This is a genomic window from Streptomyces sp. NPDC091279 (assembly GCF_044757465.1).
Taxonomy (GTDB): Bacteria; Actinomycetota; Actinomycetes; order Streptomycetales; family Streptomycetaceae; genus Streptomyces.
This window is the reverse complement of sequence record NZ_JBIVVA010000005.1, coordinates 363887-385624: the sequence shown is the minus strand read 5'-3', so window position 1 is coordinate 385624 and position 21738 is coordinate 363887. Positions and strand designations below refer to the sequence as shown.

Sequence of the window (21738 nt, the reverse complement as noted above, 5' to 3'; positions counted from 1 at the left end):
GGCACCCCTAAATCACCCTGGCTGGGGTGGTTGGTGGGCGGGTGCGGCGCCGTTGTGGGTTGTCGCGCCCGCGTGGCGGAGCCGCACATCGATACAGCCCCGGGCGTGTGGTGGTAAGTGCCCCGGGTTTTCAGCCCTTTACTGCTCCTCCTAGTGCGAAGCCTCCTCCCAGTTTTCTGGAGATCAGTAGGTAGAGGAGGATTGCTGGGGTGGAGTAGGTGAGGGAGAAGGCCGCTAGTTGGCCGTAGGCGATCATTCCTCGGTTGCCGAAGAAGTCGTTGATGCTCACGCTGGCCGGCAGCTGGTCGGGGGTGAGGAGGAGCATGAAGGGGACGAAGAAGTTGCCCCACATCATGACGAACGAGAACACCGTCACGACCGAGACGCCGGGCCCCATGAGGGGCAGCACGATCCGGACCAGGGACTGGAGCGAGGACGCGCCGTCTGTCCACGCCGCCTCCTCCAGCTCCCTCGGCACGCCGTCCATGAAGTTCTTCATCAGCCAGATGGCGAACGGGAGTTGGGACGCGGTGAAGAACAGGATCGTGCCCCGCACCGTGTCGATCAGGTCGACCTGCACGAACAGCGCGTAGACCGGCACCATGATCGCGGTGATCGGCAGGCTCGTCGCGAAGAGGACCGTCAGCAGGAACGGCCGGTTGAGGCGGGAGCGGAACCGGGAGAGCGGGTAGGCCGCGAGCGTCGCGCACACCACCGTCAGCAGGGTCGCCCCGCCGCACAGGATCAGGCTGTTGAGCATCGGCGTGAACGTGATGTCGGCGGTGAGGATCGCCTCGAAGTTGCCGAACGTGAACCCGTCGGGCACCTTCACCCGCAGATCGGCGTGCGGGTCAACCGAGGACAGCAGGACCCACGCCAGCGGGAGCGCGAAGGCGACGGCCACTATCAACAGGGCGGTGTCCGCTGCCAGTTGGCGGCCGCGCTCGCGGGGTGAGGAGGAGGGGGGCATGGCTCGTCAGACCTCCGTCCTCAGTAGGCGCAGGTACAGGAGCGAGAACAGGGCGCCCACCACCAGCAACAGCAGGGCCACCGCCGTGCCGTAGCCGATCATGCTGTTCTGGAAGGCCTGTTCGTACATGAACAGCGGCAGCGTCTGGCTCCGGCCGCCCGGGCCGCCCCGCGTCATCACCCAGATCAGCCCGAACACCGACAGCGTCTGGAGGGTGTTGAGCATGAGGTTGGTGGCGATGGAACGCCGGATCATCGGCAGCGTGATGTGCCACAGCCGGCGCCAGCCGCCCGCGCCGTCGACCTCGGCCGCCTCCTCGACCTCCTGCGGGATCTCGCTGAGCGCGGCCGAGTACACCAGCATCGAGAAGGCCGTGCCGCGCCACACGTTGGCGAACGACACGGCGAGGACGGGAAGCGTGAACAGCCAGTTCTGGGACGGGAGTCGGAGCAGGTCGAGCACGGCGTTCAGGGTGCCCTCCGCGCGGAAGAACGCGTAGAGCAGGAAACCGGCGACCACCTCGGGCAGCACCCACGCCGTGACGACGACCCCGCCGGTGAGCGTCCGCACCGGCTTCGACGCCCGCCGCATCAGCGCGGCCAGCGCGAGGCCCAGGGTGTTCTGCCCGAGCAGCGACGACACGACCGTGAACACCAGCGTCAGCCAAACGGCGTTGAGGAACGCGGGGTCCTGGAACGCGCGGCGGAAGTTGGCCAGGCCGACGAAGGACGCGTGCGCCTGACCCGTCAACTGGAGGTCGGTGAAGGCGAGATACCCGCAGTAGGCGATCGGGCCCGCGAGGAAGAGCAGCAGCAGGATCAGCGCCGGGGAGACGGGCAGCGCGCGGGCCAGGGAGCGCAGGACGCGGGGCGGGGGTGAGAGTCGGGGAGGGGAAGCCTGCCGGGACGGCGGTCGGGAGGTCTGCCGGGGTATGCGCGAGGTCGGCGCCTTCACCGGCGTTCGCCGCCCGTCACCGGTGGACGACCTGGTTGTCGGTGGCGTCCTTGAGGGCGTCGTCGTAGCCGCTCGCCGCCTTCGCCACGGACGTGTCACCCGTCGTCACGCCCTCCATCGCCTCCTGGATCGCCGTGGAGACCTTCGGATAGGCCGGGTAGGCCGGCCGGTAGTGGCTGCTGGCGACCAGGTCGGTGAAGAACCTGATGCCGGGCTGCGCCTGCACGTACCCGGGGTCGGCGGCGACGTCCTTGCGCACCGCGATACCGGAGTTGGCGAGGCACCACTTCCGGGCGTTCGCCTTGGTCTGCATCGTCGTGATGAAGGCGAACGCCAGGTCCGGGTTGCCGGCCTTGGCGGGGATCGCCCAGGTCCAGCCGCCGGACATGCTCACCTTGCCGGGCGCCTGGCCGTGCTGGGTCGGCATCGCGGCCAGCCCCAACTTCTGCGACCAGTCGGGCCATTCATGTCCCGCGCCCGTCAACCAGTCCTGCGGCAGCCAGGAACCGTCCAGGTCGATCGCCAACTTGCCCTGGGGCAGCAGCTCTCCGCGCACGATGGTCTGGATGTTGGGGTCCAGCGCGGTGGAAGGGTCGGGGCCGAGCTTCTCCCGGTAGACGGTCTCGACGAAGGACAGCGCGTCCCTGAACCCCTGGCTCCCGGCGATCCACTTCTTCGACGCCCTGTCGTAGAGCGGATCGGCGCGGCCGTCGCCGGTGCCGTACAACAGCATCTCGAAGCCCTGCATGGTGGCGGCCTCACCGGCGGGCTTGCCCGTGTAGACGTTGAGCGGGGTGACGCCGGGGACCTTCTCGCGGACCGTGCGGGCGGCGGCGAGCACGTCGCCCCACGTCTTCGGCTCCCAACGGGCGGGCAGACCGGCCTTCTTGAAGAGGTCCCGGTCGTACCAGAGGCCCCGGGTGTCGGTGCCGTCCGGGACGCCGTACGTCCTGCCGTCCTCGGCCCGCGCGGCCGTCCGCGCCGTGGCGAAGAACTGTTTCCACTCCGGCCACGCCGACAGATAGGCGTCGAGCGGTCTCAAGTACCCGCTGGTGATATCGGAGTTGATGAGGAACGTGTCCTCGTAGACCAGGTCCGGGGCGGTCTTGGGGGAGCGCAGCATCTGCTGGACCTTGGTGTAGTACTCCGAGTCCGGCGCCTTGACCGGGATCAGCTCGACCTTCTTGCCGGGGTGCGCCGCCTCGAACTGCTTCTTGACGCCGGCGAGGTAATCGTCCATCACCTGGACCGAGTTGTCCGTGGACTGTTTGTAGGAGATCTTCACGGTGTCCGGATCAGCGCCCGGCCCCCCGCCACAGGCGGTCAGGGCGGCGCCGGAGAGAGCGAGTGCGAGCAGGGCGGTCAGCGGGGAACGGACGGCGACGATACGCACGGACGCGACCTCCTACGGGACTGACGACGGTGTCGGCCGAGATGGTTGCCCGGCGAACGTAGGAGGAACCGTCAGGTCAGGTCAATGCGTGTGCGGGGTTTGTCTCGCGGAGGGCGGGGGAGGCGGGCCGCCGGTCCGGGTGCGCCCGCGCGCACCCCGGGCGCGTCACCGCCCCGGCGCGCTCCCCTTGCCCCAGCGGTAGACCAGCTCCGGGCGCCCCACCTGCCCGTACAGCGGGCTGCGCCCCGCCCGGCCCGCCTCCACCAGGTGCTCCAGATAACGCCGGGCCGTGATCCGGGAGATCCCGACCGCCTCCGCGACCCCGGCCGCCGTGAGCCCCTCGTCGGCGTTCCGCAGCGCCCCCGTCACCCGCTCCAGCGTCGGCCCGCTCAAACCTTTCGGCAACGCCGCAGGACCCGGGGCGCGCAGGGTCGCCAGGGCGCGGTCGACCTCGTCCTGGCCGCTGGCCTCGCCGGCCGACGCGTGGAACTCCGCGTACCGAACGAGACGGTCACGAAGAGTTGCGAAGGTGAAGGGTTTCAGGACGTACTGGACGACGCCGAGGGAGACGCCCTCGCGGACCACCGCCAGATCCCGGGCCGACGTCACCGCGATCACGTCGGCGTGATGGCCGGCCGCCCGCAGCGAGCGGGCCAGCTGCAACCCGTGCACATCAGGGAGGTGCAGGTCGAGCAGGAGCAGGTCGATGCCGGTGCGGTCCAGCATCCGGCGGGCCTCGGCGCCGGTGTGGACCTTGCCGACGGCGGTGAAGCCGGGGACCCGGTTGACGTACAGGACATGGGCGTCGGCGGCCACCGGATCGTCCTCGACGACCAGCACACGGATGAGCGGAGCACTGGTCACGCTTTGCCTCCGGGAACTATGTCCGACCGAGCCCCGGTGGTGGTCGCGGGCGGCGCCTTCATCGTCGTTCGCAGCGGGAGCCGTACCTCGAACTCCGCGCCGCCGCCGCTCGCCTCCGCCACCGACAAGGTGCCCTCGTGCCGGTGCACCGCCTGGCTGACCAGGGCGAGACCCAGGCCCCGCCCGCCCGGCCCGGACGGCTTCGTCGAGAACCCGCGCTGGAAGACCAGCTCGGCATGGTCGGCGTCGACCCCGGCGCCGGTGTCCGCCACCTTGAGCACCAGCTCGGCGGCGTCCGTGCGGGCCGTCACCGTCACCTTCGACGCGGCGCTGCCCTGGGCCGCGTCCACCGCGTTGTCGATCAGGTTGCCCAGGATGGTGACCAGGTCACGGGCGGGCAGCGACGGCGGCAACAGCCCGTCGTCGAGACCACTGTCCTCGGAGACCACCAGTTCCACGCCTCGTTCGTTGGCCTGGGCGGTCTTGCCGAGCAGCAGCGCGGCCAGCACCGGTTCATGGACGGCGGCCACCACCTGGTCGGTGAGGGCCTGCGCCAGTTCCAGTTCGGCGGTGGCGAAGTCGACGGCCTCCTCCGCGCGGCCCAGCTCGATCAGCGACACCACCGTGTGCAGCCGGTTCGCCGCCTCGTGCGCCTGCGACCGCAGCGCCTGCGTGAAACCCCGCTCCGAGTCCAGCTCACCCATCAGGGACTGCAACTCCGTGACATCGCGCAGGGTGACCACCGTGCCCCGGCGCTCGCCGCCCGAGACCGGTGAGGTGTTGACGACCAGCACCCGGTCCGCCGTCAGATGCACTTCGTCCACCCGGGGCTCCGACGACAGCAGCGCCCCCGTGAGAGGGGACGGCAGCCCCAGGTCCGCGACCGACTCTCCCACCACGGCCTCCTCGGACGGCACGCCGAGCAGCTCCCGCCCCCCGTCGTTGATCAGCGCCACACGGTACTGCCCGTCCAGCATCAGCAGCCCCTCACGCACCGCGTGCAGCGCGGCCTGCTGGTAGTCGTGCATCCGGCTCAGCTCGGCCGCGCTCATGCCGTGGGTGTGACGGCGCAGCCGGGCGTTGAGGCCGTAGGTGACGATCGCGCCGAGCGCCAGGGCACCGGCGGCGACGCCGAGCAGCGCGGTCAGCTGGTCACGGACCCGTTCGCTGATCGCCTCGACCTTGATGCCGGCGCTGACCAGGCCGACGACCCTGCCGTCGCCGTTGAACACCGGGGTGACCGCGCGGACGGACGGGCCGAGGGTGCCGGTGTAGGTCTCGGTGAAGGAGTGGCCCGCGACGGCCCGGTCGATGTGCCCGAGGAAGCGCTGCCCGATCTGGCTCGGGTCGGGGTGGGTCCAGCGGATGCCCTGCGGATTCATGATCGTGATGAAGTCGACGTCGGTGTCCCGCATCACCCGCAGCGCGTAGGGCTGGAGCGCGGTGGAGGGGTGGGCGGTGCGGATCGCCGCGGGCACCGAGGGGGAGTCCGCGACCGAACGGGCCACCGCCAGCGCCTGGCGCCCCGCCGCCTGCTGGGCCTGGCGCTGGTCGCTGACATAGCTGAACAGCGCGCATCCGGCGACGACGACCGCGATCAGTACCGCCTGCATGGCGAACAGCTGCCCGGCGAGGCTGCGCGGTCTCAGGACGCGGATGTTCATGTCGTCAGTGTGCCTCGCACGTTAAGCGTGAACTAAATGAACGGAAGGGTGACCGCCCTCACAGGGCGGGAGATAGTCACCGCAATACGGATGCAGTACGACTGGTTCAGGCCACTGCTCGATTCCTCTCCCTCTGCACCCCGTCCGGACGTGAGCCGCACGCCGGTCCTACCGACGAAGATGTCAAGGAGGCAGCCGTGACGACGTCGCCTACGGCAACCGCCACCCCCGCCGCGAAGCGGGACCGCACCCACTATCTGTACATCGCGGTCATCGGCGCGGTCGCGATCGGCATCGTCGTCGGTCTGGCCGCCCCGGGCTTCGCCCAGGAGCTGAAGCCGATCGGGACCGGCTTCGTGAACCTGATCAAGATGATGATCTCGCCGATCATCTTCTGCACGATCGTGCTGGGCATCGGTTCGGTGCGCAAGGCCGCCAAGGTCGGCAAGGTGGGCGGTATCGCCCTGGCCTACTTCATGGTGATGTCCCTGGTGGCGCTGGCCATCGGCCTGGTCGTCGGCAACATTCTGGAGCCCGGCACCGGTCTGCACATCACCGAGGCGATCAAGGAGACAGGTCAGGCCCAGGTCGCCCCCGAGGCCAAGGACACCACCGAGTTCCTGCTCGGGATCATCCCGACCACGATCGTCTCGGCGTTCACCCAGCCCGACGTCCTCCAGACCCTCCTGATCGCCCTGCTGGCCGGCTTCGCGCTCCAGGGCATGGGCAAGCAGGGCCAGCCGATCCTGCGCGGCATCGAGCACGTCCAGCGCCTCGTCTTCCGCATCCTCTCGATGATCATGTGGGCCGCCCCGGTCGGTGCCTTCGGCGCCATGGCCGCGGTCGTCGGCTCGGCGGGCGTGGACGCGCTCAAGGGCCTCGCGGTCCTGATGCTGGGCTTCTACATCACCTGTTTCCTCTTCGTCTTCATCGTCCTGGGCGCGATCCTGCGGCTGGTGGCCGGTGTCAACGTCCTCGCGCTCTGCAAGTACCTGGGCCGTGAGTTCCTGCTGATCCTGTCGACGTCGTCCTCCGAGTCGGCGCTGCCGCGGCTCATCGCCAAGATGGAGCACCTGGGCATCAGCAAGCCGGTCGTCGGCATCACCGTCCCGACCGGCTACTCGTTCAACCTCGACGGCACCATGATCTACATGACGATGGCGTCGCTGTTCATCGCCGACGCGATGGGCACCCCGATGTCGATCGGCGAGCAGATCCCGCTGCTGCTCTTCCTGCTGGTCGCCTCCAAGGGCGCCGCCGGTGTCACCGGCGCCGGTCTCGCGACGCTGGCCGGTGGTCTCCAGTCGCACAAGCCCGCGCTGGTCGACGGCGTCGGCCTGATCGTCGGCATCGACCGCTTCATGAGCGAGGCGCGCGCCCTGACGAACTTCGCGGGCAACGCCATCGCCACGGTCCTGGTCGGCACCTGGACCAAGGAGATCGACAAGGAGCGCGTCGAGAAGGTGCTCCGCGGCGAGCTGCCGTTCGACGAGACGACGATGCTCGACGAGGACGACGTCGACGGCGCCACCGAGGCCAGCGACGGCACCGACAGCACCGACGGTTCCGGGAGCCCGCAGCAGGAGCAGGGCGACGAGAAGGAACTCACCAAGGCCTGACCCTCCCTCCCGCCGGGCGGCTGAGGGACTCCCCCCCCGTCCACTCAGCCGCCCGGCACCCCCTCTTTCCCTGCTTCCCCACTCAAGAGTTCAGCTTCGCCACCAGGTCGGTGGCGTCACAGGCGGGTACGCCCGCCGCGGTCAGCAGTGCCACCGCGGCGGAGCTGCCCGCCTCCCGCGTTTCCAGCAGGCCGTCGTTCACGGCCTCCATCAGCGCGAGCAGCATCTGTTCGTGCACATACGCCAACGCCGGTGCGGGCAGCGGCGAGTGGAAGACGCCGTCGGCCAGACCCCGGGCGAGCACCTCGGCGCAGGACGCGCGGACCGGGGCGAGCCGCTCGCGGATGCCCTGCACGGTGACGCTGCGCTGGGCGAGGGCGACGAGGATGCGGTAGCGGTCCGCGATCTCCCAGACGGCGAGCGTGGAACGGGCCACCGCCTCCGCCGGTCCCTCGGCCGCCGCGAGCCCCTGGGCGTGCGCCCGCGCCACCGCCGCCACCGCTCCGTCGGTGAGGGTGCTGATCAGCGCCTCACGGCTGGGGAAGTGCCCGTACACCGTCCGCCGGACGACCCCCGCCGCGCGCGCGATCTGGTCCATCGAGGCGTCCGGGTCGCGCAGCAGCTCGGCGAGGGCGACATCGAGAATCCGCCGGCGGTTGGCATCGGCGCGGCTGCTGTTACCCGTGGTCATGACGGCCATTCTGCCTCCCGCGCACCGACTTGCACAGCGCTGTGCAACGAGCGTACATTGCACATCGTTGTGCAATTGCTCAGTGTTGTGCAGTTGCGTCCGCGCGTTCGGAAGTCTGCCGAGGAAGGCCCCCTGCCATGCGACTCGTCGTGAACCAACCGGTCGAGAGGTCCGACCGCCCCTACGCCCGGCGCTGGTGGGCGCTGCTCGTGCTGTGCCTGAGCCTGCTGATCATCGTGATGGCGAACACCGCCCTCACCGTCGCCGCCCCCGCCATGACCCAGGACCTCGGCCTGTCCAGCGCCGACCTCCAGTGGGTCATCGACGGCTACACCGTCCCGTACGCGGCCCTGATGCTGCTGCTCGGCGCGATAGGCGACAAGTACAGCCGCCGTGGGGCGCTCGTCCTCGGCCTCGTCGTGTTCGCCGCCGGAGCCGTCTTCGGCTCCCTCGCCGACAGCGCGACGACGGTCATCGCCGCCCGCGCCGTCATGGGCGTCGGCGCCGCCCTGATCATGCCCGCGACGCTCTCGCTGCTCGCCGCGACCTTCCCGCGCGCCGAACGCGCCAAGGCCATCGTCCTGTGGACCGCCACCGCCGGGCTCGCCATCGCGGCAGGACCGCTGGTCGCCGGTGCGCTCCTGGAACGGCACGGCTGGGCCTCGACGTTCCTCATCAACGTCCCCGTCGCCGCCGTCGCCCTGATCGGCGCCTTCGTCCTCGTGCCGCCCTCCAGGGCCGGGCACCACGACCGGATCGACTACGTCGGCGGCGTGCTCTCCGTCATCTGGATCGCCGCGCTGGTCTACATGATCATCGAGGGCCCGCACTTCGGGTGGGGCGCCAAGGCGATCGGCGCGGCCGTCGTCGCGGGCGTCGGCCTGGTCGCGTTCGTCCTGTGGGAACTGCGCCACCCGCGCCCGGTGCTGGACGTCCGCCGGTTCGCCCACCGCCGGTTCGCCGGCTCCAACCTCGCCGTCGCCCTCTTCTTCCTGGCCGTCTTCGGCGCCTTCTACTACCTCACCCAGCACCTCCAGTTCGTGCTGGGCTACGACGCGTTCGAGACCGGCGTGCGGATGCTGCCGCTGGCCGGCGCGGTCTTCGTCGGCTCGGCCCTCACCGGGTACCTCACCCCCCGCGTCGGCATGAAGTGGACGGTCACCGCGGGCATGGTCGGCGGCACCGCCGCGCTCGCCCTGCTGGCCCGCGTCGACGCCGGTTCGACCTACGGCGACCTGGTCGCGCCGCTGATCGTGCTCGGCCTCGCGATCGGGCTCGCCCTCTCGCCCTGCACGGACGCCATCATGGGCGCCTTCCCGGAATCCGAGCTGGGCGTCGGCGGCGCCGTCAACGACACCTCGCTCGAACTGGGCGGCTCCCTCGGCATCGCCATCCTCGGCTCCCTGCTGGCGACTTCGTACTCCGGCCACCTCGCCGACGCCACCGCCGGAAGCAAGCTGCCCGCCCAAACGCTGGCCACCGCCCAGGACTCGGTCGGCGCCGGGTACGCCGTCGCGCAGGGCATCGGCGAGAAGGCGCGCGCCCTCGCGGGCCAGGCGGCGAAGGCCACGGACCCGCAGCAGGCGGCCCAGTTGAAGGAACAGGCCACCCAACTCGCCCAGGGCGCCCACCAGATGGCCGACGCGGTCGGCGCGTCCTTCTCCGACGCGGTGGCCCACACCAGCCTGATCGGCGCGGTGGTCCTGGGCATCGGGACGCTGGTGGTGGGGGTCCTGCTCCCGGGCAGGCAACGCACGGAACCCGCTGACACGGGGGAGACGGGGGCCGGGGCGGACAGCCCGAGTGCCGGGGCGGATGACTCCGGCGCGGATGGCTCGGGTGACCGGGCCGGGTCGACGGGGGGTGCGGTCGAGGGCACGGCTGGGGCCGGGGCTACGGCTGGCGCTGCGGCTGGGAACGACGCCGAGGCCGGGGCCGAGGGGGAACGGACGGGGTCCGGTGCCCTCGGGGCGGGCTCGGGTGCGGATGGCCCGGGTGACGGGGTGTCGTCAACGGCGGCTGCGGCTGGGGCTGTTGAGGGGCGCTCGGGGGACGTGGCGGCGGACGGGGGCGTGCACGCGGGCTCGGACGGGGACGCTGGCGTGGACGTCGAGGGGGACGTCGATGGGGGCGTCGATGGGGGCGCGGACTCGGAGGCGGACGCGGACTCGGGCTCGACCCCGGGCGTGGTCTCGGGTGTGGGCAGGGGAGCCGGGGTGGCGAAGGGGCTCGTCGAGGCGTCGGACGGGGGTGGGGGCCGGGGGCGCTGAATCCTTACCGGGTTCTTAATCCGCTCCACTAGCGTGCCGCGCCGGTTCACTGGCGCGGCACGTTCGTTGGAGGCACGGGGGATGAAGATCGACTGGGACCGGCGGACGTGCGCCCGGCGCGGGCACGTGACCTACGCGCCGGACGACCCCCGACTCCGGGTGCGGCTGCGGGCCGACACCGGCCTCGGCGAGGTCTGGCGGTGCCTGCGCTGCGGTGACTTCGCGCTCGGCGCCCCGCACGGCTCGGGTCCGGCGGCCGACGCCCCGCTGGTGCCGCGCGGCAAGGTGCTGCGGGACCTGTTCATCCTGCGGTTCCTGGCGATCGAACGGCTCGTGCGCGGTGTCTTCATCGTGCTGGTCGCGCTGGCGGTGTGGAAGTTCAGCAACAGCCAGGACGCGGTGCGGCAGCTCTTCGACGAGTATCTCGACGTGCTGCGGCCGGTGTTCCGGCACTTCCACTACGACCTCGATCACTCGCCGATCGTCGGCACGATCCAGAAGGTGTTCGGCTACCACCACTCCACCCTGGTGCTCGTCGCCGGGCTGCTGCTGGCGTACGCGCTGATCGAACTGGTCGAGGCGGTCGGTCTCTGGTACGCCAAGCGCTGGGCGGAGTATCTGACGGTGGTCGCCACCGCCGCGTTCCTTCCGCTGGAGGTCTACGAACTCACCGAGCAGGTCAGCGGGTTGAAGGTCGGCACGCTGGTCCTCAACGTCCTCGCCGTCGTCTACATAGCCGTTGCCAAGCGGCTGTTCGGGGTGCGGGGTGGGCGGGCGGCGTTCGAGGAGGAGCGGCGGGGGGCGTCCCTGATCGAGGTGGAGGAGCGGGCGGGGGTGGGGGGTTCGCTTCGCTGAGGGGGCGTTGTCGGGTGCGGGGCCGTTGGGGCTGGTCGCGCCCGCGCGGCGGAGCCGCATATCGATACAGCCTCGCGCCCCTTTGCGGGGTTGCTGGGACGTTGGCTGAGTGGTCTGGCTTCCTGCGCTGGGGTGTCGTCGGGTGCGGCTCCGTTGTGGCTGGTCGCGCAGTTCCCCGCGCCCCTTATCGGGGTTGGCGGGCCGTTGGCTGAGTGGTTTGGCCTCTCACGCCCGGGTGTTGTTGGGTGCGGGGCCGTTGGGGCTGGTCGCGCCCGCGCGGCGGAGCCGCATATCGATACAGCCTCGCGCCCCTTATCGGGGTTGGCGGGCCGTTGGCTGAGTGGTTTGGCTTCTCACGCGCGGGCGTTGTCGGGTGCGGGCTTCGTTGGGGCTGGTGAGTGGGTTGGGTTCTTGCGTTGACCTTGGCGTTAAGGGTTACGTTCTTTGGTATGCGAATTGGCGAGCTGGCCGCGCGGGGCGGGACCACCACGCGGGCGTTGCGGTACTACGAGTCGCGGGGGCTGCTGTCCGCGCGGCGGGCCGGGAACGGCTACCGGAGCTATGACGAGAGCGATCTGAAGCTGTTGCGGCAGATCAGGACGCTCCAGGACTTCGGGTTCGACCTGGAGGAGACCCGGCCCTTCGTGGAGTGTCTGCGGGCCGGTCACCCCCAGGGCGACACCTGCCCCGCCTCGCTCGACGTCTACCGGCGCAAGCTCGCCGAGCTGGACGAGCTGATCGGCGACCTGCGCGCGGTGCGGGCCGAGATCGGCGTACGGCTTGCGTCGGCCGGGGGCGCCGACAACGCGCCGCCCATGTGCGAACTGGAGGGGACCCTATGACCAAGGCAGTGGGAGTGGCCGAAGTGGGCGACGCGGATTTCGCCGATGAAGTGCTCGGTTCCGCGGTGCCGGTGCTGGTGGAGTTCACTGCCGACTGGTGTCCGCCGTGTCGGCAGATGGCGCCGGTGCTGAGTGCGCTGGCCGCCGAGGAGGCCGGTCGGATGAGGGTCGTTCAGCTGAACGTGGACCACAATCCGGCGACCACCAACGCCTACAAGGTGCTGTCGATGCCGACGTTCATGCTGTTCAGAGGTGGTGAGCCGGTGCGTTCGATGGTCGGGGCGCGGCCCAAGCGGCGGCTGCTTGCCGAGTTGGAGGACGTGCTGGAGGACACGCTGTGAGGCGGCGACGGCGACGGTGACATAAGAAATCCCCCGGGCGTTGCGCCCGGGGGATTTCTTTGCGTATATTGAATGGTTCGCGACTTAATTTTGAATTGTCACGAACAAGCTCGATGAGGTCAGTATATGCGTGCGGGAGTGGAATTGTCAAACAGTGAATTTCCGGACGGTGAAATCCGCCGGGAACAGGAATTCATCGACGGCCTGTATGCCCACGCGGACGCCCTGCGCGGGGACACCGAGGCCGGGGTCGCGGACGCGCTGACCCAGGGGGACAAGCCGATGCAGGCCCGCCTTGAGCGGGACATCCTGGTCGCCGAGCGGTCCGGGCTGCTGGCCGCGCTGAACGCCGTCGACGGTTCGCTCTGCTTCGGCCGCATCGACCTCACCTCCGGCACCAGCCACCACATCGGCCGCATCGGGCTGCGCGCCGACGACGCGGAGCGCACGCCGATCCTGATCGACTGGCGTGCCGAGGTCGCCCGCCCGTTCTACCTGGCCACCGGGCACACCCCGATGGGCCTGCGCCGCCGCCGGCACCTCACCACCGACGGCCGTACGGTGACCGCGCTGCACGACGAGATCCTCGACCTCGGTGACGCCACCCGCACCGGGCACGAGGACCCGACCGGGGACGCCGTCCTGCTGAGCGCGCTCAACTCCGCGCGCACCGGCCGGATGAGCGACATCGTGCAGACCATCCAGGCCGAGCAGGACGACATCATCCGGGCCCCGCATCGCGGCGTGCTGGTCGTCGAGGGTGGCCCCGGCACCGGAAAGACGGCCGTCGCGCTGCACCGGGCGGCCTATCTGCTCTACGAACACCGGGAGTTGCTCGCCCGGCGCGCGGTGCTGATCGTCGGCCCGAACCCCGCGTTCCTCGGCTACATCGGCGAGGTGCTGCCCGCGCTCGGTGAGACCGGCGTGCTCCTCGCCACCGTCGGTGAACTCTTCCCCGGCGTGAAGGCGACGGCCACCGACACCCCGGCCGCCGCCGCGGTGAAGGGGCGCGCGGACATGGCCGACGTGCTCGCCGCCGCCGTTCGCGACCGGCAGGCGCTGCCCGACCCGGTCCTCACCATCGAGCACGACCGCGAGGTCCTGATGCTCGACGACGGTCTCGTCCAGGTCGCCCGCGAGCGCACCCGGCAGACCAGGCTGCCGCACAACGCGGCCCGCGAGTACTTCGAGGGCCACATCCTCAACGCGCTCACCGACATGGTCGCCGAGCGCATCGGCACCGACCCGTTCGACGGCACGAACCTCCTCGACCCCAGCGACATCACGCAGATCCGTGACGAACTCGCCGAGAACCCCGAAGTCTGGTCCGCCATCGACCAGTTGTGGCCGCACCTCACCCCGCGCCGCCTGGTCGCCGACCTACTCGCCTCCCCCGAGGGGTACTTGAACGACGACGATGCCGACGCCGTCCGCCGACCCGTCACCCGCGTCTGGACCGTCGCGGACGTGCCGTTGCTCGACGAGGCCGCCGAACTCCTCGGCGTGGACGAGCGGTTGGCGCGGGCGCGGGCCGAGCGTGAGCGCGAGACACAGGTCGCGTACGCGCAGGGTGTCCTCGACGTCTCCTACGCCTCCCGCACCTATGAGTTCGAGGACAAGGAGGACGGCGACCCCGACGGCTCCGAGGCGCTGTCCGCGCACGACATCATCGACGCCGAACGGTTCGCGGAACGCCAGGAGGAGGAGGATTTCCGCAGCGCGGCCGAACGTGCTGCGGCCGACCGCACCTGGGCGTTCGGGCACATCATCGTCGACGAGGCGCAGGAACTCTCCCCGATGGCCTGGCGGTTGCTCATGCGGCGCAGTCCGACGCGGTCCATGACGCTGGTCGGTGACCCCGCCCAGACCGCCGAGGCGGCCGGCGTCGGCTCCTGGTCCGACATCCTCACGCCCTACGTCGAGGACCGGTGGGACCACGTCCGGCTCGGCGTCAACTACCGCACGCCCGCCGAGATCATGGACCTCGCCGCAGCGGTCGTTCGTGCGCAGCGGCCCGATTTCGAGCCGCCTCGCTCGGTCCGGAGCACCGGCGTGCGGCCCTGGGTGCGGGGCGTCGCCGGGGACCTGGCCGCTGCCGTCGCCGGCGCCGTCGTCGAACTCACCCCTGTGGAGGGGCGGTTGGCGGTCATCGCGCCTCGGGATCTGCATCGGGCGTTGGCCGCGCGGATCGACGGGGTCGTGGCCGGGGACGAGCCCGATCTCACCCGGCGGGTGGTGCTGCTTGATCCTCGGCAGGCGAAGGGGCTGGAGTTCGACTCCGTGCTGGTGGTGGAACCGGGGCGGTTCGGGACGAGTGATCTGTACGTGGCGTTGACTCGGGCGACGCAGCGGTTGGGTGTGCTGTGCGTGGGGGCGGTGCCGGCGGAATGGGCCGGGGTGGCCGAGGTTGGCCCTCCCGGCCGGGGGTGAGGTGGCCTTCCCGGCCTGGGGTGAGGTGGCCTTTCTGGGCCGGGGTGAGGTGGCCTTTCTGGGCCGGGGTGAGGTGGCCCTCGCGGGCCCGGGGTGAGGTGGCCCTTCAGGGGCCGGGGTGACTGGTCAGGTCTGGGGGCTGCCGCCCCCAGGCCCCCGCTTCGGCCCTGAACGGGCCTCGTCCTCAAACGCCGGACGGGCTGGATGGGTGGCGCCCGCTGTAAGGGTTTCCGGAGTTGCCCGGCCCGATGTCCTCAAACGCCGGACGGGCTGGATGGTGTGGGCCTGCGTTGCCTGGCTGGGCACAGGACCCTGGGGGCTGTGCCCCCAGACCCCCCTTCGGCCTGGACGGCCTCGTCCTCAAGCGCCGGACGGGCTGAAGTGGTGTGGCCTGTGTTGCCTGGCTCGGCACAAGACTCTGGGGCTGCCGCCCCAGACCCCGCCTCGTCCTCAAGCGCCGGACGGGCTGGTTGTGGGCGGCTTGCGTGAGCAACGGAGGCTGGCTCAAGTCCGGGCATGGTCGGCGGCGTTGGCTGGGTGCGGGGGTACCTCTATAGAGGGGCGGGGGAACGTTTCGGCCCCACCCATCCGGAGAAGAGGGCGGCTGGCTGAGCCTGCCTTTGTGTAAGGGTTTGGCCGACAAAACCACCCCGGAAAGGGTTTCTGATGCGCCTTCGTAATGCCGTGGCTGCCGGCCTCGGTGCACTTATGCTTCTGCTGACTGTTTCCACTCCGGCCAATGCGGCCACGGGGACGTTTGAATACAAGCTTCGCGACACGGTGAATATGAAGAAGCTCACGATCAAGATCACCGATCCGGTGGAAGAGAAGTGTTACTCCGTTCCTGGCCATGACCGAGACCGTGGTTATTACGCAAACAACGGCACCGACGCTTCCGCCACTATCTACAGTGGATTCAAGTGTGACGGAACGACCCGCAAGATTCCCTCGCGGGGGACTGGTTCCGGTTCCGGAGAGCACTGGTATTTTGGGTCGGTCATGTTCTGGAAGGCCTGATTCTCGGCGGGTTCTCCGGCACCGTTCGCCCCGGTACAGCACACCGTTGCTGTGCCGGGGCGGAGCTGTTTCTCCGCTGAGTTTCCACATGGCTGAGAAAGGGCATGTGAGGGCCGTATTCGAAAAGGGACGGCGAGGAGAAGTGGACGCCCGGGTTGCGGATGGTCAGGGGGTGGTGGGCCTGTTTGCTTCCGGTGCGAAGTGCTCGGCGGTCAGTTCCGGCCTCCACGTGACGCGGCCAACCCGCGCGGGCTTGTTCCCAGTGGGGTCGCGCGGGTTCACCACCGACGTGCTGCCGGAGCAGCCCGCGCACCTGGTCCTCCGTGGTGCGTCCCAGTACGAACGAGTTGGCGTCAACGAGGCGACGACACCAGCCAGCGCCAGGGCGGAGACCCCGACGGATATGGCCCCGTAGGTCTGGCTGATGTCGCTCGGTTCTGACCAATCCTTATGGTCGGGTGCCACCGCCTTAAGAAGTTGGGTGACTGTCTGCCTGGCGCCGCCCGCCCTGGCCGGTGGCCCCAGTTGGCTCGCCGGGCAAGCTGTCTCCGCCGTTGGCTTCATAGGGCCTGATGAATGGGGTCCCATTCTCAGTCGCGGAGCCGTTCGAGTTCGCGCAGCGCCTCACGGGCCGAATCGAGACCCCTTTGCGCCTCCGTGAGGTGCCGCTCGATTTCGTTCAGCGCCTCGTGCAATCCGATCGCCCATCCAGCGGTGAGCGCTTCGACCTCGTCACTTTGGTCCATGCGGCGACTTCCAGTCAGGTGGGGAGGTGCCGTCCCGTCGGGATCACCGATCTGTGTGGGCGGAACGGCTTCCGGCTGAGGGAGAGGGGGAGTTGGTGGTGTGGGGGGCAGTTCTAACGGGCGCTGCGCGCACGAGCGGCGGCGGCTGCGGCGGACTGTTTCCGCCGGGGGACGTTCCAGTCGTCGAGGCGTTCGGTGACCCAGACGGGGTTGACCTGGTATTCGCGGGCGAGGGTGGTGATGGAGGTTCCGGCGAGGTAGCGGGCGGTGACGTCGGCTTGGTCGCCGGTGAACTGGGCCTGGGCGGCGCGGACTTCGGCGGTGGAACGGCGCCGGGTGCGGCCTCGGAAGACGTGCCCGGCGGGTCGGCGCAGGGCGTGGGCCTCGTGCCGGTGACGCCGGGGCACCCCCCACTCGGCGAGCCGCAGCGCCAGCCAGTTGGGGGTGACGTGGTAGTCGGCGGCGATGCGGGAGACGGGTTCGCGGGCCTGGTAGCGCTCGATGATGCGGGTGCTGTCGGCACGGGCGGCGTCGCGGGCGGCGATCTTTTCGGCGGGAGTGAGGGGGGCAACGGCCTTGGGGCGGGCGGGAGTTGTCACGGTGACGTCCATGGGTCCTGCGGGGCGAGGACGTAGAGGGGGTGGGAGAGTCCGCCGACCCGGTGCCACACCGGCGACGGGGCGGGGGCGGGGGCGGGGGTGTAACTGTCGTGCGGGGTGCGGGAGTTCACGGGCCACACGGTGAGGGTGTAGGTGCAGTCGTCGTCGTCCGTGAAGGTCACGTAGAGCGGGTAGCCGCGTTTGATGTGGGTGCGGGCGGCGTGCAGTTCGTCGGTGTCGGCGGCCCACGCGCGGAGTTCGCCGGAACAGCCGGGGTCGGGCAGCCGGAAGGCGTGCATCAGGGGTGACACCCACGGGGTGCCGGTGGGCCGGGGGGCCAGCCGGTCCGCGACCCGCACCGCCTCTCCGGCCAGCCAGCGCAGTATCAGCTTCGGGGAGATGGACTGGAACGTCCCGAGGACCAGCCACTTCGGTTCGCCGGTGCTGGGGGCGGACCACTCGGCGCGGACCTCCGCCCGGTAGCTCGACGGCTCCAGGGCCGGGCCGGTGCGGCGGGAGTGGTGGAGGGTGTTCGGCCACGCGGAACGGCGGTGCCGGGGGCGTAACCAGCGCGGGAGGCGGAAGTTCAGCCGGGGGCGGGTGGTCATTTCGGGTCGCGCTTGCAGTAGGCGTTCCGGTGGCTCTGCGCGTTGGCACGGGCGAGTTCGACGCGGAGGCGCTGTTCGGGGCTGGCCAGCCGGACGGTCCTGGGGTCAACGTCCCACTCGACACCGCCCGTTACGGGCCGCAGGTACCAACGCCCGGCCAACTCCGCCCGGAACTCGGCGACGGTGTCCCGGCCGGTGTCCACGACCAACGTGCCCACAGTGGGGACGGCGGCCTTACCTGCTCGATGAGGTCCGATTCTCTGCACGGTCTTAACGCCGTTCACTCTCCGGTGACTTCGGCATCACTTACGGTAGAGGAGTGACCTAGTCCACCATGCCAAATGACCTAGTCCACTTCCGGAAATCTGGTGAACCCATGACCGACACCGGCAACCCGGCACCGAAGTACATGCAGATCGCGGAGCATCTGCGGCGTTCCATCGTCGAGGGGGAGCGGCCCGAAGGGGCGAAGCTGCCCTCGAACCGTGAGCTGTCGGCGTCCTACGGCGTGGCGATCGCGACCATCCAACGCGCCCTGGAACAGCTGTCGGTGGAGGGCATCATCCGCACCTCCCAGCGCGGGACGTTCGTCGCGAACACACCGTCCGTGAACCTGTCCGGCCGGGACCGGGCCGCCCGGGTCCTGTCCGCCGGAACCCCCTTCGTCCCCGGCGAACACTGCATCGTCACCCGCGCCACCCTGCTCGTGCCTCCCCTGTACGTACAGGACCTCTTCGGCCTCGACGACGGCGACCAGGTCGTCATGCGGGAATGGCACGTCGGACGGGCATCGCAACGCCGGGGCCTGCATGTCTCCTGGTATCCGGCACAGTTCGCCGCCCTGGTGCCCGACCTGCTCTCCAGCGACCGCACCAAGATGAAGAACGTGCTCCCGCAGATCATCGAGGCCACCGGCCGCACCCCCACCCACGGCAGGGACGACATGCACGCCCGCGACGCCGACGCCCGCGAGGCCAACTACCTCGGCGTCCGGGTCGGCGCACCGATCCTGGCCGGCGCCCACCGCTACTGGGACGACCAGGGCGTGATGGAGTACGGAGAATGGTGCCTGCCGTACCGCCACGTGATCGGCTACGAGTACCAGCTGTGACGAACCACCCCGGCCACTCCGGGATACTCTCCGGCCCTGCCACGCAACCGGGTTGGGAAGCCTGGAGGGGCGGGCGTTGCTCCGTCAAGAAGTGAAGCGCCATGCAGGGTCACAGGGATGTGGCGTCCTAGTTTTGCGACGTTAGGTGTCGATTCCCAGGAATTCCGCGAGTGGCCGGAGCCCCGGCGGGCGGTTGGGGAGGGACCACAGGTCGCGCACGATGGCCACCGCCAGCGTGTGGTGCTGCATCCAGGCGGGTGCCACGCGGCGGAGCGACTCCAGGGCCTTCACGGCGCCCGGCGCGTCCGAGAGATCGGTGTGGGCGCGGGCGACGTCCAGCAGGAGCCACGTCCGCCAGGACGGGGGCACGTCCTTGCCGAGCCGCATCCCCTTGGCCAGGTCGAGGGCCTCCTCGGGGTGGCCGTACTGCACGGCCAGGCGGACCCGTTCGATACGTACCGAGGACGGGCTGAACACGCTGACCATGCGGTTGTCACCGGCCTGCGGCAGCCCCGCGACCCGGGCGGCCTCCTTCTCAGCGCCCTCCATCAGGGAGGCGGCACGGTCGTAGTCGTTGCTGCGCGCGGCGGAGGTCGCGGCGGACATCGTCAGCGCGCCCCAGACCTTCAGCCCGTCGGCGGTGTCCGTGTGGCCGCCTCGCCTGATCTCGTCGGCGGCGTGCAGGGCGATGCTCAGGGCGTCACTGAGGCGGCCCTGACGCTGGTACGTCCACGCCACCGAGTTGACGATCATCGGCGGCAGCAGCGGGTCGGACGATTGTCCCGCCGCGTCTATCGCGCGCTCCAGGCTGATGAGCGCGAGGTCCGTCTTGCCCATCCGCACGGCGACGTGGCCTGCCAGTTGGAGGGCCTTGCCGAGGGCGGCGGCACCGGCTTCCCGGTCGTCGCCGTGGAGCGCGGCGCCGCGCGCGTCCGCGAGCATGTCGGGCAGCGCCTTCATCACGGTGTCGAACTCGGCGGCGTGGTACTGCGTCCAGCCGTCGGCGATCCGCTCGCGCAGGCCGGTCATCGCGAACTCGGGCCCCGGCGGCGCCGGTTCGGCCGCCCAGAGCGCGGGCATGACGGCACGCCGGACGGCCACGAAGCGGGGCCCGTCGCTCTCCCCCGTCGAGGAGACGGCAGGCGGGTCACCCAGGAGCGTCGTCAACTCCACGCCCATGCCGTTCGCGAGGGCGTGCAACGTGGGCAGACGCGCCGAATGCTTACGGCCCTGCTCCAGCTGGCGGATGACGTCGACGGACACGCCGGACCGCTCGGCCAGCTCCTCCTGCGTCAGAGAAGCCAGACGGCGCAGGCGGCGCAGGGTTCGTCCCAGATCTTCGGTTGCCACGCGCCCACGGTACTGCCGCCCGATACGGGCACGGAGGCTGCCCTTCAGCGGACGATGCGACCCCGGCGGGATGCCCCGGTCGGCCGGGATAGGCCGGAGGCCCTCTGGAGCCTGGGTTGGAGGGGAGCTGAACATGGCGGACGCGTCGGTGGTGTTGAGCGAGGACGGGATCGGAGCGGGCGCGTGGATATCGGTAAGGCGACGGTGGCGGACGTTGAGGTCATCTCGATCGTTCTCGGCGAGATCGAGGGGTACTACGGCGGAGCAGCGGTGCCCGGTGACCTGGGCCAGATCCGTGCCGCCCTGTTCGGTGAGTGCCCGGTGGCAACCGTGCTTCTGGCCCGGGACGGCGATGAGGTGCTCGGCCTCGCCTCGTACTCCCGGCTCTGGCCGGCGGCCGGCGCGGACACCAGCCTGTACCTCAAGGAACTGTACGTCCGCGAGCACGCCCGGCGGCGGGGTGTGGCCCGTGGCCTGCTGGCCGGGCTCCGGGCGGAGGCGGTGGCTCTGCGGTGTTCCCGGATCGAGTGGACGGCCGACTCGGACAACCCGTCAGCTCTCGGCTTCTACGCGGCACTCGGCGTGGAACGGCACGGGGGGAAGGTGTTCTACCGCGCGGTGCTCTGACGGGGAGCGTGACGAACTCCCGTGCTCTGCCTGTTCGGTTCGGCGGCGCCTTGCGGTCTTCGACGTCGGGCGGGTGGTCGAGGATGCGCAGGCCGGAGGGTTCGATGTGGGTCTCGGTGTGACGCCGACGGCCGCGCGGTGGCTCGGTGAACAGGTGCCGGTACTGGGCGAGTTGACGGGGCATCCGGCGCGGTCCGGGTACCAGACCCCGGGCGAGCCGGACGGGTGGCGGAGGCGGCGCCAGTCGCCCAGCGTCCGCAGATGTTCCCGTTCCCCACCGGCCTTCTGGCATCCGTACCTGGTCGGTGAAGCGTCCGCACCCGTGTGCCCGAACGACGAGGCCGCGTCCGCCGGGCACTCCAGTGCCTCGGGCGCTCGGTCAGGGTCTGGTGGGGGCACCCCGCGTACACCGACACGGTGGAGACGTGCACCTACCGGGAGGCCGCGTCCCGCAGGGCCTGCGCGGCCCACCGCGCCTCGCGCGGCGTGAGTTCGGAAGTCGACGTGTCGATCACGGCGTCCCGGGGGCCATGGTCGGAAAGCCGGTCGAGATCCGCGCCCCGGGTACGGTCGCCCCGTACCGAGCGCACCCCCGGCATGCCCTGCCCGGACCTGCCACGGTCGAACGCCGTCACGTCCCAGCCGCGACGCAGGGCCTCCTCCGCGACGCTCTTGCCCAGGAACCACGTGCCGCCCAGGACCAGAATCCTCATGCCCAAGATCCTGCCCTGGGGCCGGCCCGCGCCCACCGCCGGGAACTCCCCGCCCCCGCACCCCAGTTGGCCTG

At 70.4% G+C, this 21738-nt stretch carries 20 protein-coding genes and 1 pseudogene; 9 read left to right on the top strand and 12 right to left on the bottom strand.

The window, feature by feature from the left end:
* Window positions 1-130: 130 nt before the first annotated feature.
* From ACIQOU_RS15025 to ACIQOU_RS15005, 5 genes are all read right to left on the bottom strand, one after another.
* Complete coding sequence (locus ACIQOU_RS15025; protein WP_401537130.1) at window positions 131-970, bottom strand: carbohydrate ABC transporter permease; 840 nt, start codon at window positions 968-970, stop codon at window positions 131-133.
* 6 nt (window positions 971-976) lie between these two features.
* Entirely contained in the window at window positions 977-1831 is an 855-nt protein-coding gene (locus ACIQOU_RS15020; protein WP_401537350.1) for a carbohydrate ABC transporter permease, read from the bottom strand.
* 109 nt (window positions 1832-1940) lie between these two features.
* On the bottom strand, window positions 1941-3317 hold the full coding sequence (locus tag ACIQOU_RS15015) for an extracellular solute-binding protein (RefSeq protein ID WP_401537129.1): 1377 nt from the start codon (window positions 3315-3317) through the stop codon (window positions 1941-1943).
* A 165-nt stretch (window positions 3318-3482) separates the two neighbouring features.
* Entirely contained in the window at window positions 3483-4181 is a 699-nt protein-coding gene (locus ACIQOU_RS15010) for a response regulator (RefSeq protein ID WP_401537128.1), read from the bottom strand.
* Window positions 4178-5845, bottom strand: coding sequence for an ATP-binding protein (locus ACIQOU_RS15005; protein WP_401537127.1), 1668 nt, complete (start codon window positions 5843-5845; stop codon window positions 4178-4180). The genes ACIQOU_RS15010 and ACIQOU_RS15005 overlap by 4 nt, the downstream gene beginning before the upstream one ends.
* A 197-nt stretch (window positions 5846-6042) precedes the next feature.
* Between ACIQOU_RS15005 and ACIQOU_RS15000 the strand changes: the two genes are divergently transcribed.
* Window positions 6043-7464, top strand: a complete 1422-nt coding sequence (locus ACIQOU_RS15000) for a cation:dicarboxylate symporter family transporter (RefSeq protein WP_401537126.1) — start codon at window positions 6043-6045, stop codon at window positions 7462-7464.
* A gap of 82 nt (window positions 7465-7546) precedes the next feature.
* Here ACIQOU_RS15000 and ACIQOU_RS14995 read toward each other — a convergent pair whose 3' ends face one another.
* On the bottom strand, window positions 7547-8164 hold the full coding sequence (locus tag ACIQOU_RS14995; protein ID WP_401537125.1) for a TetR/AcrR family transcriptional regulator: 618 nt from the start codon (window positions 8162-8164) through the stop codon (window positions 7547-7549).
* A gap of 128 nt (window positions 8165-8292) precedes the next feature.
* On the opposite strand from ACIQOU_RS14995, the pseudogene ACIQOU_RS14990 reads away from it, so the two are divergent.
* The 6 genes and pseudogenes from ACIQOU_RS14990 to ACIQOU_RS14965 form a co-directional block, all read left to right on the top strand.
* A pseudogene (locus ACIQOU_RS14990) lies at window positions 8293-9948 on the top strand (DHA2 family efflux MFS transporter permease subunit); the annotation flags it as partial.
* Between the two features lie 558 nt (window positions 9949-10506).
* Window positions 10507-11280, top strand: a complete 774-nt coding sequence (locus tag ACIQOU_RS14985; RefSeq protein ID WP_401537124.1) for a DUF2127 domain-containing protein — start codon at window positions 10507-10509, stop codon at window positions 11278-11280.
* A 449-nt stretch (window positions 11281-11729) separates the two neighbouring features.
* A complete protein-coding gene (locus ACIQOU_RS14980) occupies window positions 11730-12122 on the top strand; it encodes a MerR family transcriptional regulator (protein WP_401537123.1) in 393 nt (130 codons plus the stop codon).
* The gene (locus ACIQOU_RS14975) at window positions 12119-12463 is read left to right on the top strand and encodes a thioredoxin family protein (RefSeq protein WP_401537122.1); all 345 of its coding nucleotides are present in this window, start codon (window positions 12119-12121) and stop codon (window positions 12461-12463) included. Before ACIQOU_RS14980 ends, ACIQOU_RS14975 begins: the two co-directional genes overlap by 4 nt.
* Window positions 12464-12589: 126 nt before the next feature.
* Window positions 12590-14893, top strand: coding sequence for a HelD family protein (locus tag ACIQOU_RS14970; RefSeq protein ID WP_401537121.1), 2304 nt, complete (start codon window positions 12590-12592; stop codon window positions 14891-14893).
* Between the two features lie 666 nt (window positions 14894-15559).
* Window positions 15560-15910, top strand: a complete 351-nt coding sequence (locus tag ACIQOU_RS14965; RefSeq protein ID WP_401537120.1) for a hypothetical protein — start codon at window positions 15560-15562, stop codon at window positions 15908-15910.
* 590 nt (window positions 15911-16500) lie between these two features.
* Here the strand turns inward: ACIQOU_RS14965 and ACIQOU_RS14960 are convergent.
* The 4 genes from ACIQOU_RS14960 to ACIQOU_RS14945 all read right to left on the bottom strand — a co-directional run bounded on the left by ACIQOU_RS14960 (window position 16501) and on the right by ACIQOU_RS14945 (window position 18066).
* Window positions 16501-16656: a hypothetical protein gene (locus tag ACIQOU_RS14960; protein ID WP_401537119.1), complete on the bottom strand. Its 156-nt coding sequence runs from the start codon at window positions 16654-16656 to the stop codon at window positions 16501-16503.
* 113 nt (window positions 16657-16769) lie between these two features.
* Window positions 16770-17267 carry a hypothetical protein gene (locus tag ACIQOU_RS14955; RefSeq protein WP_401537118.1) on the bottom strand — a complete coding sequence of 166 codons (498 nt, stop codon included), beginning with the start codon at window positions 17265-17267 and terminating at the stop codon, window positions 16770-16772.
* Entirely contained in the window at window positions 17252-17863 is a 612-nt protein-coding gene (locus ACIQOU_RS14950) for a hypothetical protein (RefSeq protein WP_401537117.1), read from the bottom strand. Before ACIQOU_RS14950 ends, ACIQOU_RS14955 begins: the two co-directional genes overlap by 16 nt.
* Window positions 17860-18066, bottom strand: a complete 207-nt coding sequence (locus tag ACIQOU_RS14945) for a hypothetical protein (protein WP_401537349.1) — start codon at window positions 18064-18066, stop codon at window positions 17860-17862. The genes ACIQOU_RS14950 and ACIQOU_RS14945 overlap by 4 nt, the downstream gene beginning before the upstream one ends.
* Window positions 18067-18239: 173 nt before the next feature.
* Between ACIQOU_RS14945 and ACIQOU_RS14940 the strand changes: the two genes are divergently transcribed.
* Window positions 18240-18974 (top strand): GntR family transcriptional regulator, encoded by a 735-nt coding sequence (locus ACIQOU_RS14940; RefSeq protein WP_401537116.1) that lies wholly within the window; start codon window positions 18240-18242, stop codon window positions 18972-18974.
* Window positions 18975-19115: 141 nt separating this feature from the next.
* On the opposite strand, the gene ACIQOU_RS14935 is transcribed toward ACIQOU_RS14940, so the two are convergent.
* Window positions 19116-20324, bottom strand: a complete 1209-nt coding sequence (locus ACIQOU_RS14935; protein WP_401537115.1) for a helix-turn-helix domain-containing protein — start codon at window positions 20322-20324, stop codon at window positions 19116-19118.
* 183 nt (window positions 20325-20507) lie between these two features.
* Between ACIQOU_RS14935 and ACIQOU_RS14930 the strand changes: the two genes are divergently transcribed.
* A complete protein-coding gene (locus ACIQOU_RS14930; RefSeq protein ID WP_401537114.1) occupies window positions 20508-20951 on the top strand; it encodes a GNAT family N-acetyltransferase in 444 nt (147 codons plus the stop codon).
* Between the two features lie 431 nt (window positions 20952-21382).
* Here the strand turns inward: ACIQOU_RS14930 and ACIQOU_RS14925 are convergent, their stop codons facing one another.
* Complete coding sequence (locus tag ACIQOU_RS14925; RefSeq protein ID WP_401537113.1) at window positions 21383-21664, bottom strand: NAD-dependent epimerase/dehydratase family protein; 282 nt, start codon at window positions 21662-21664, stop codon at window positions 21383-21385.
* Window positions 21665-21738: the final 74 nt, after the last annotated feature.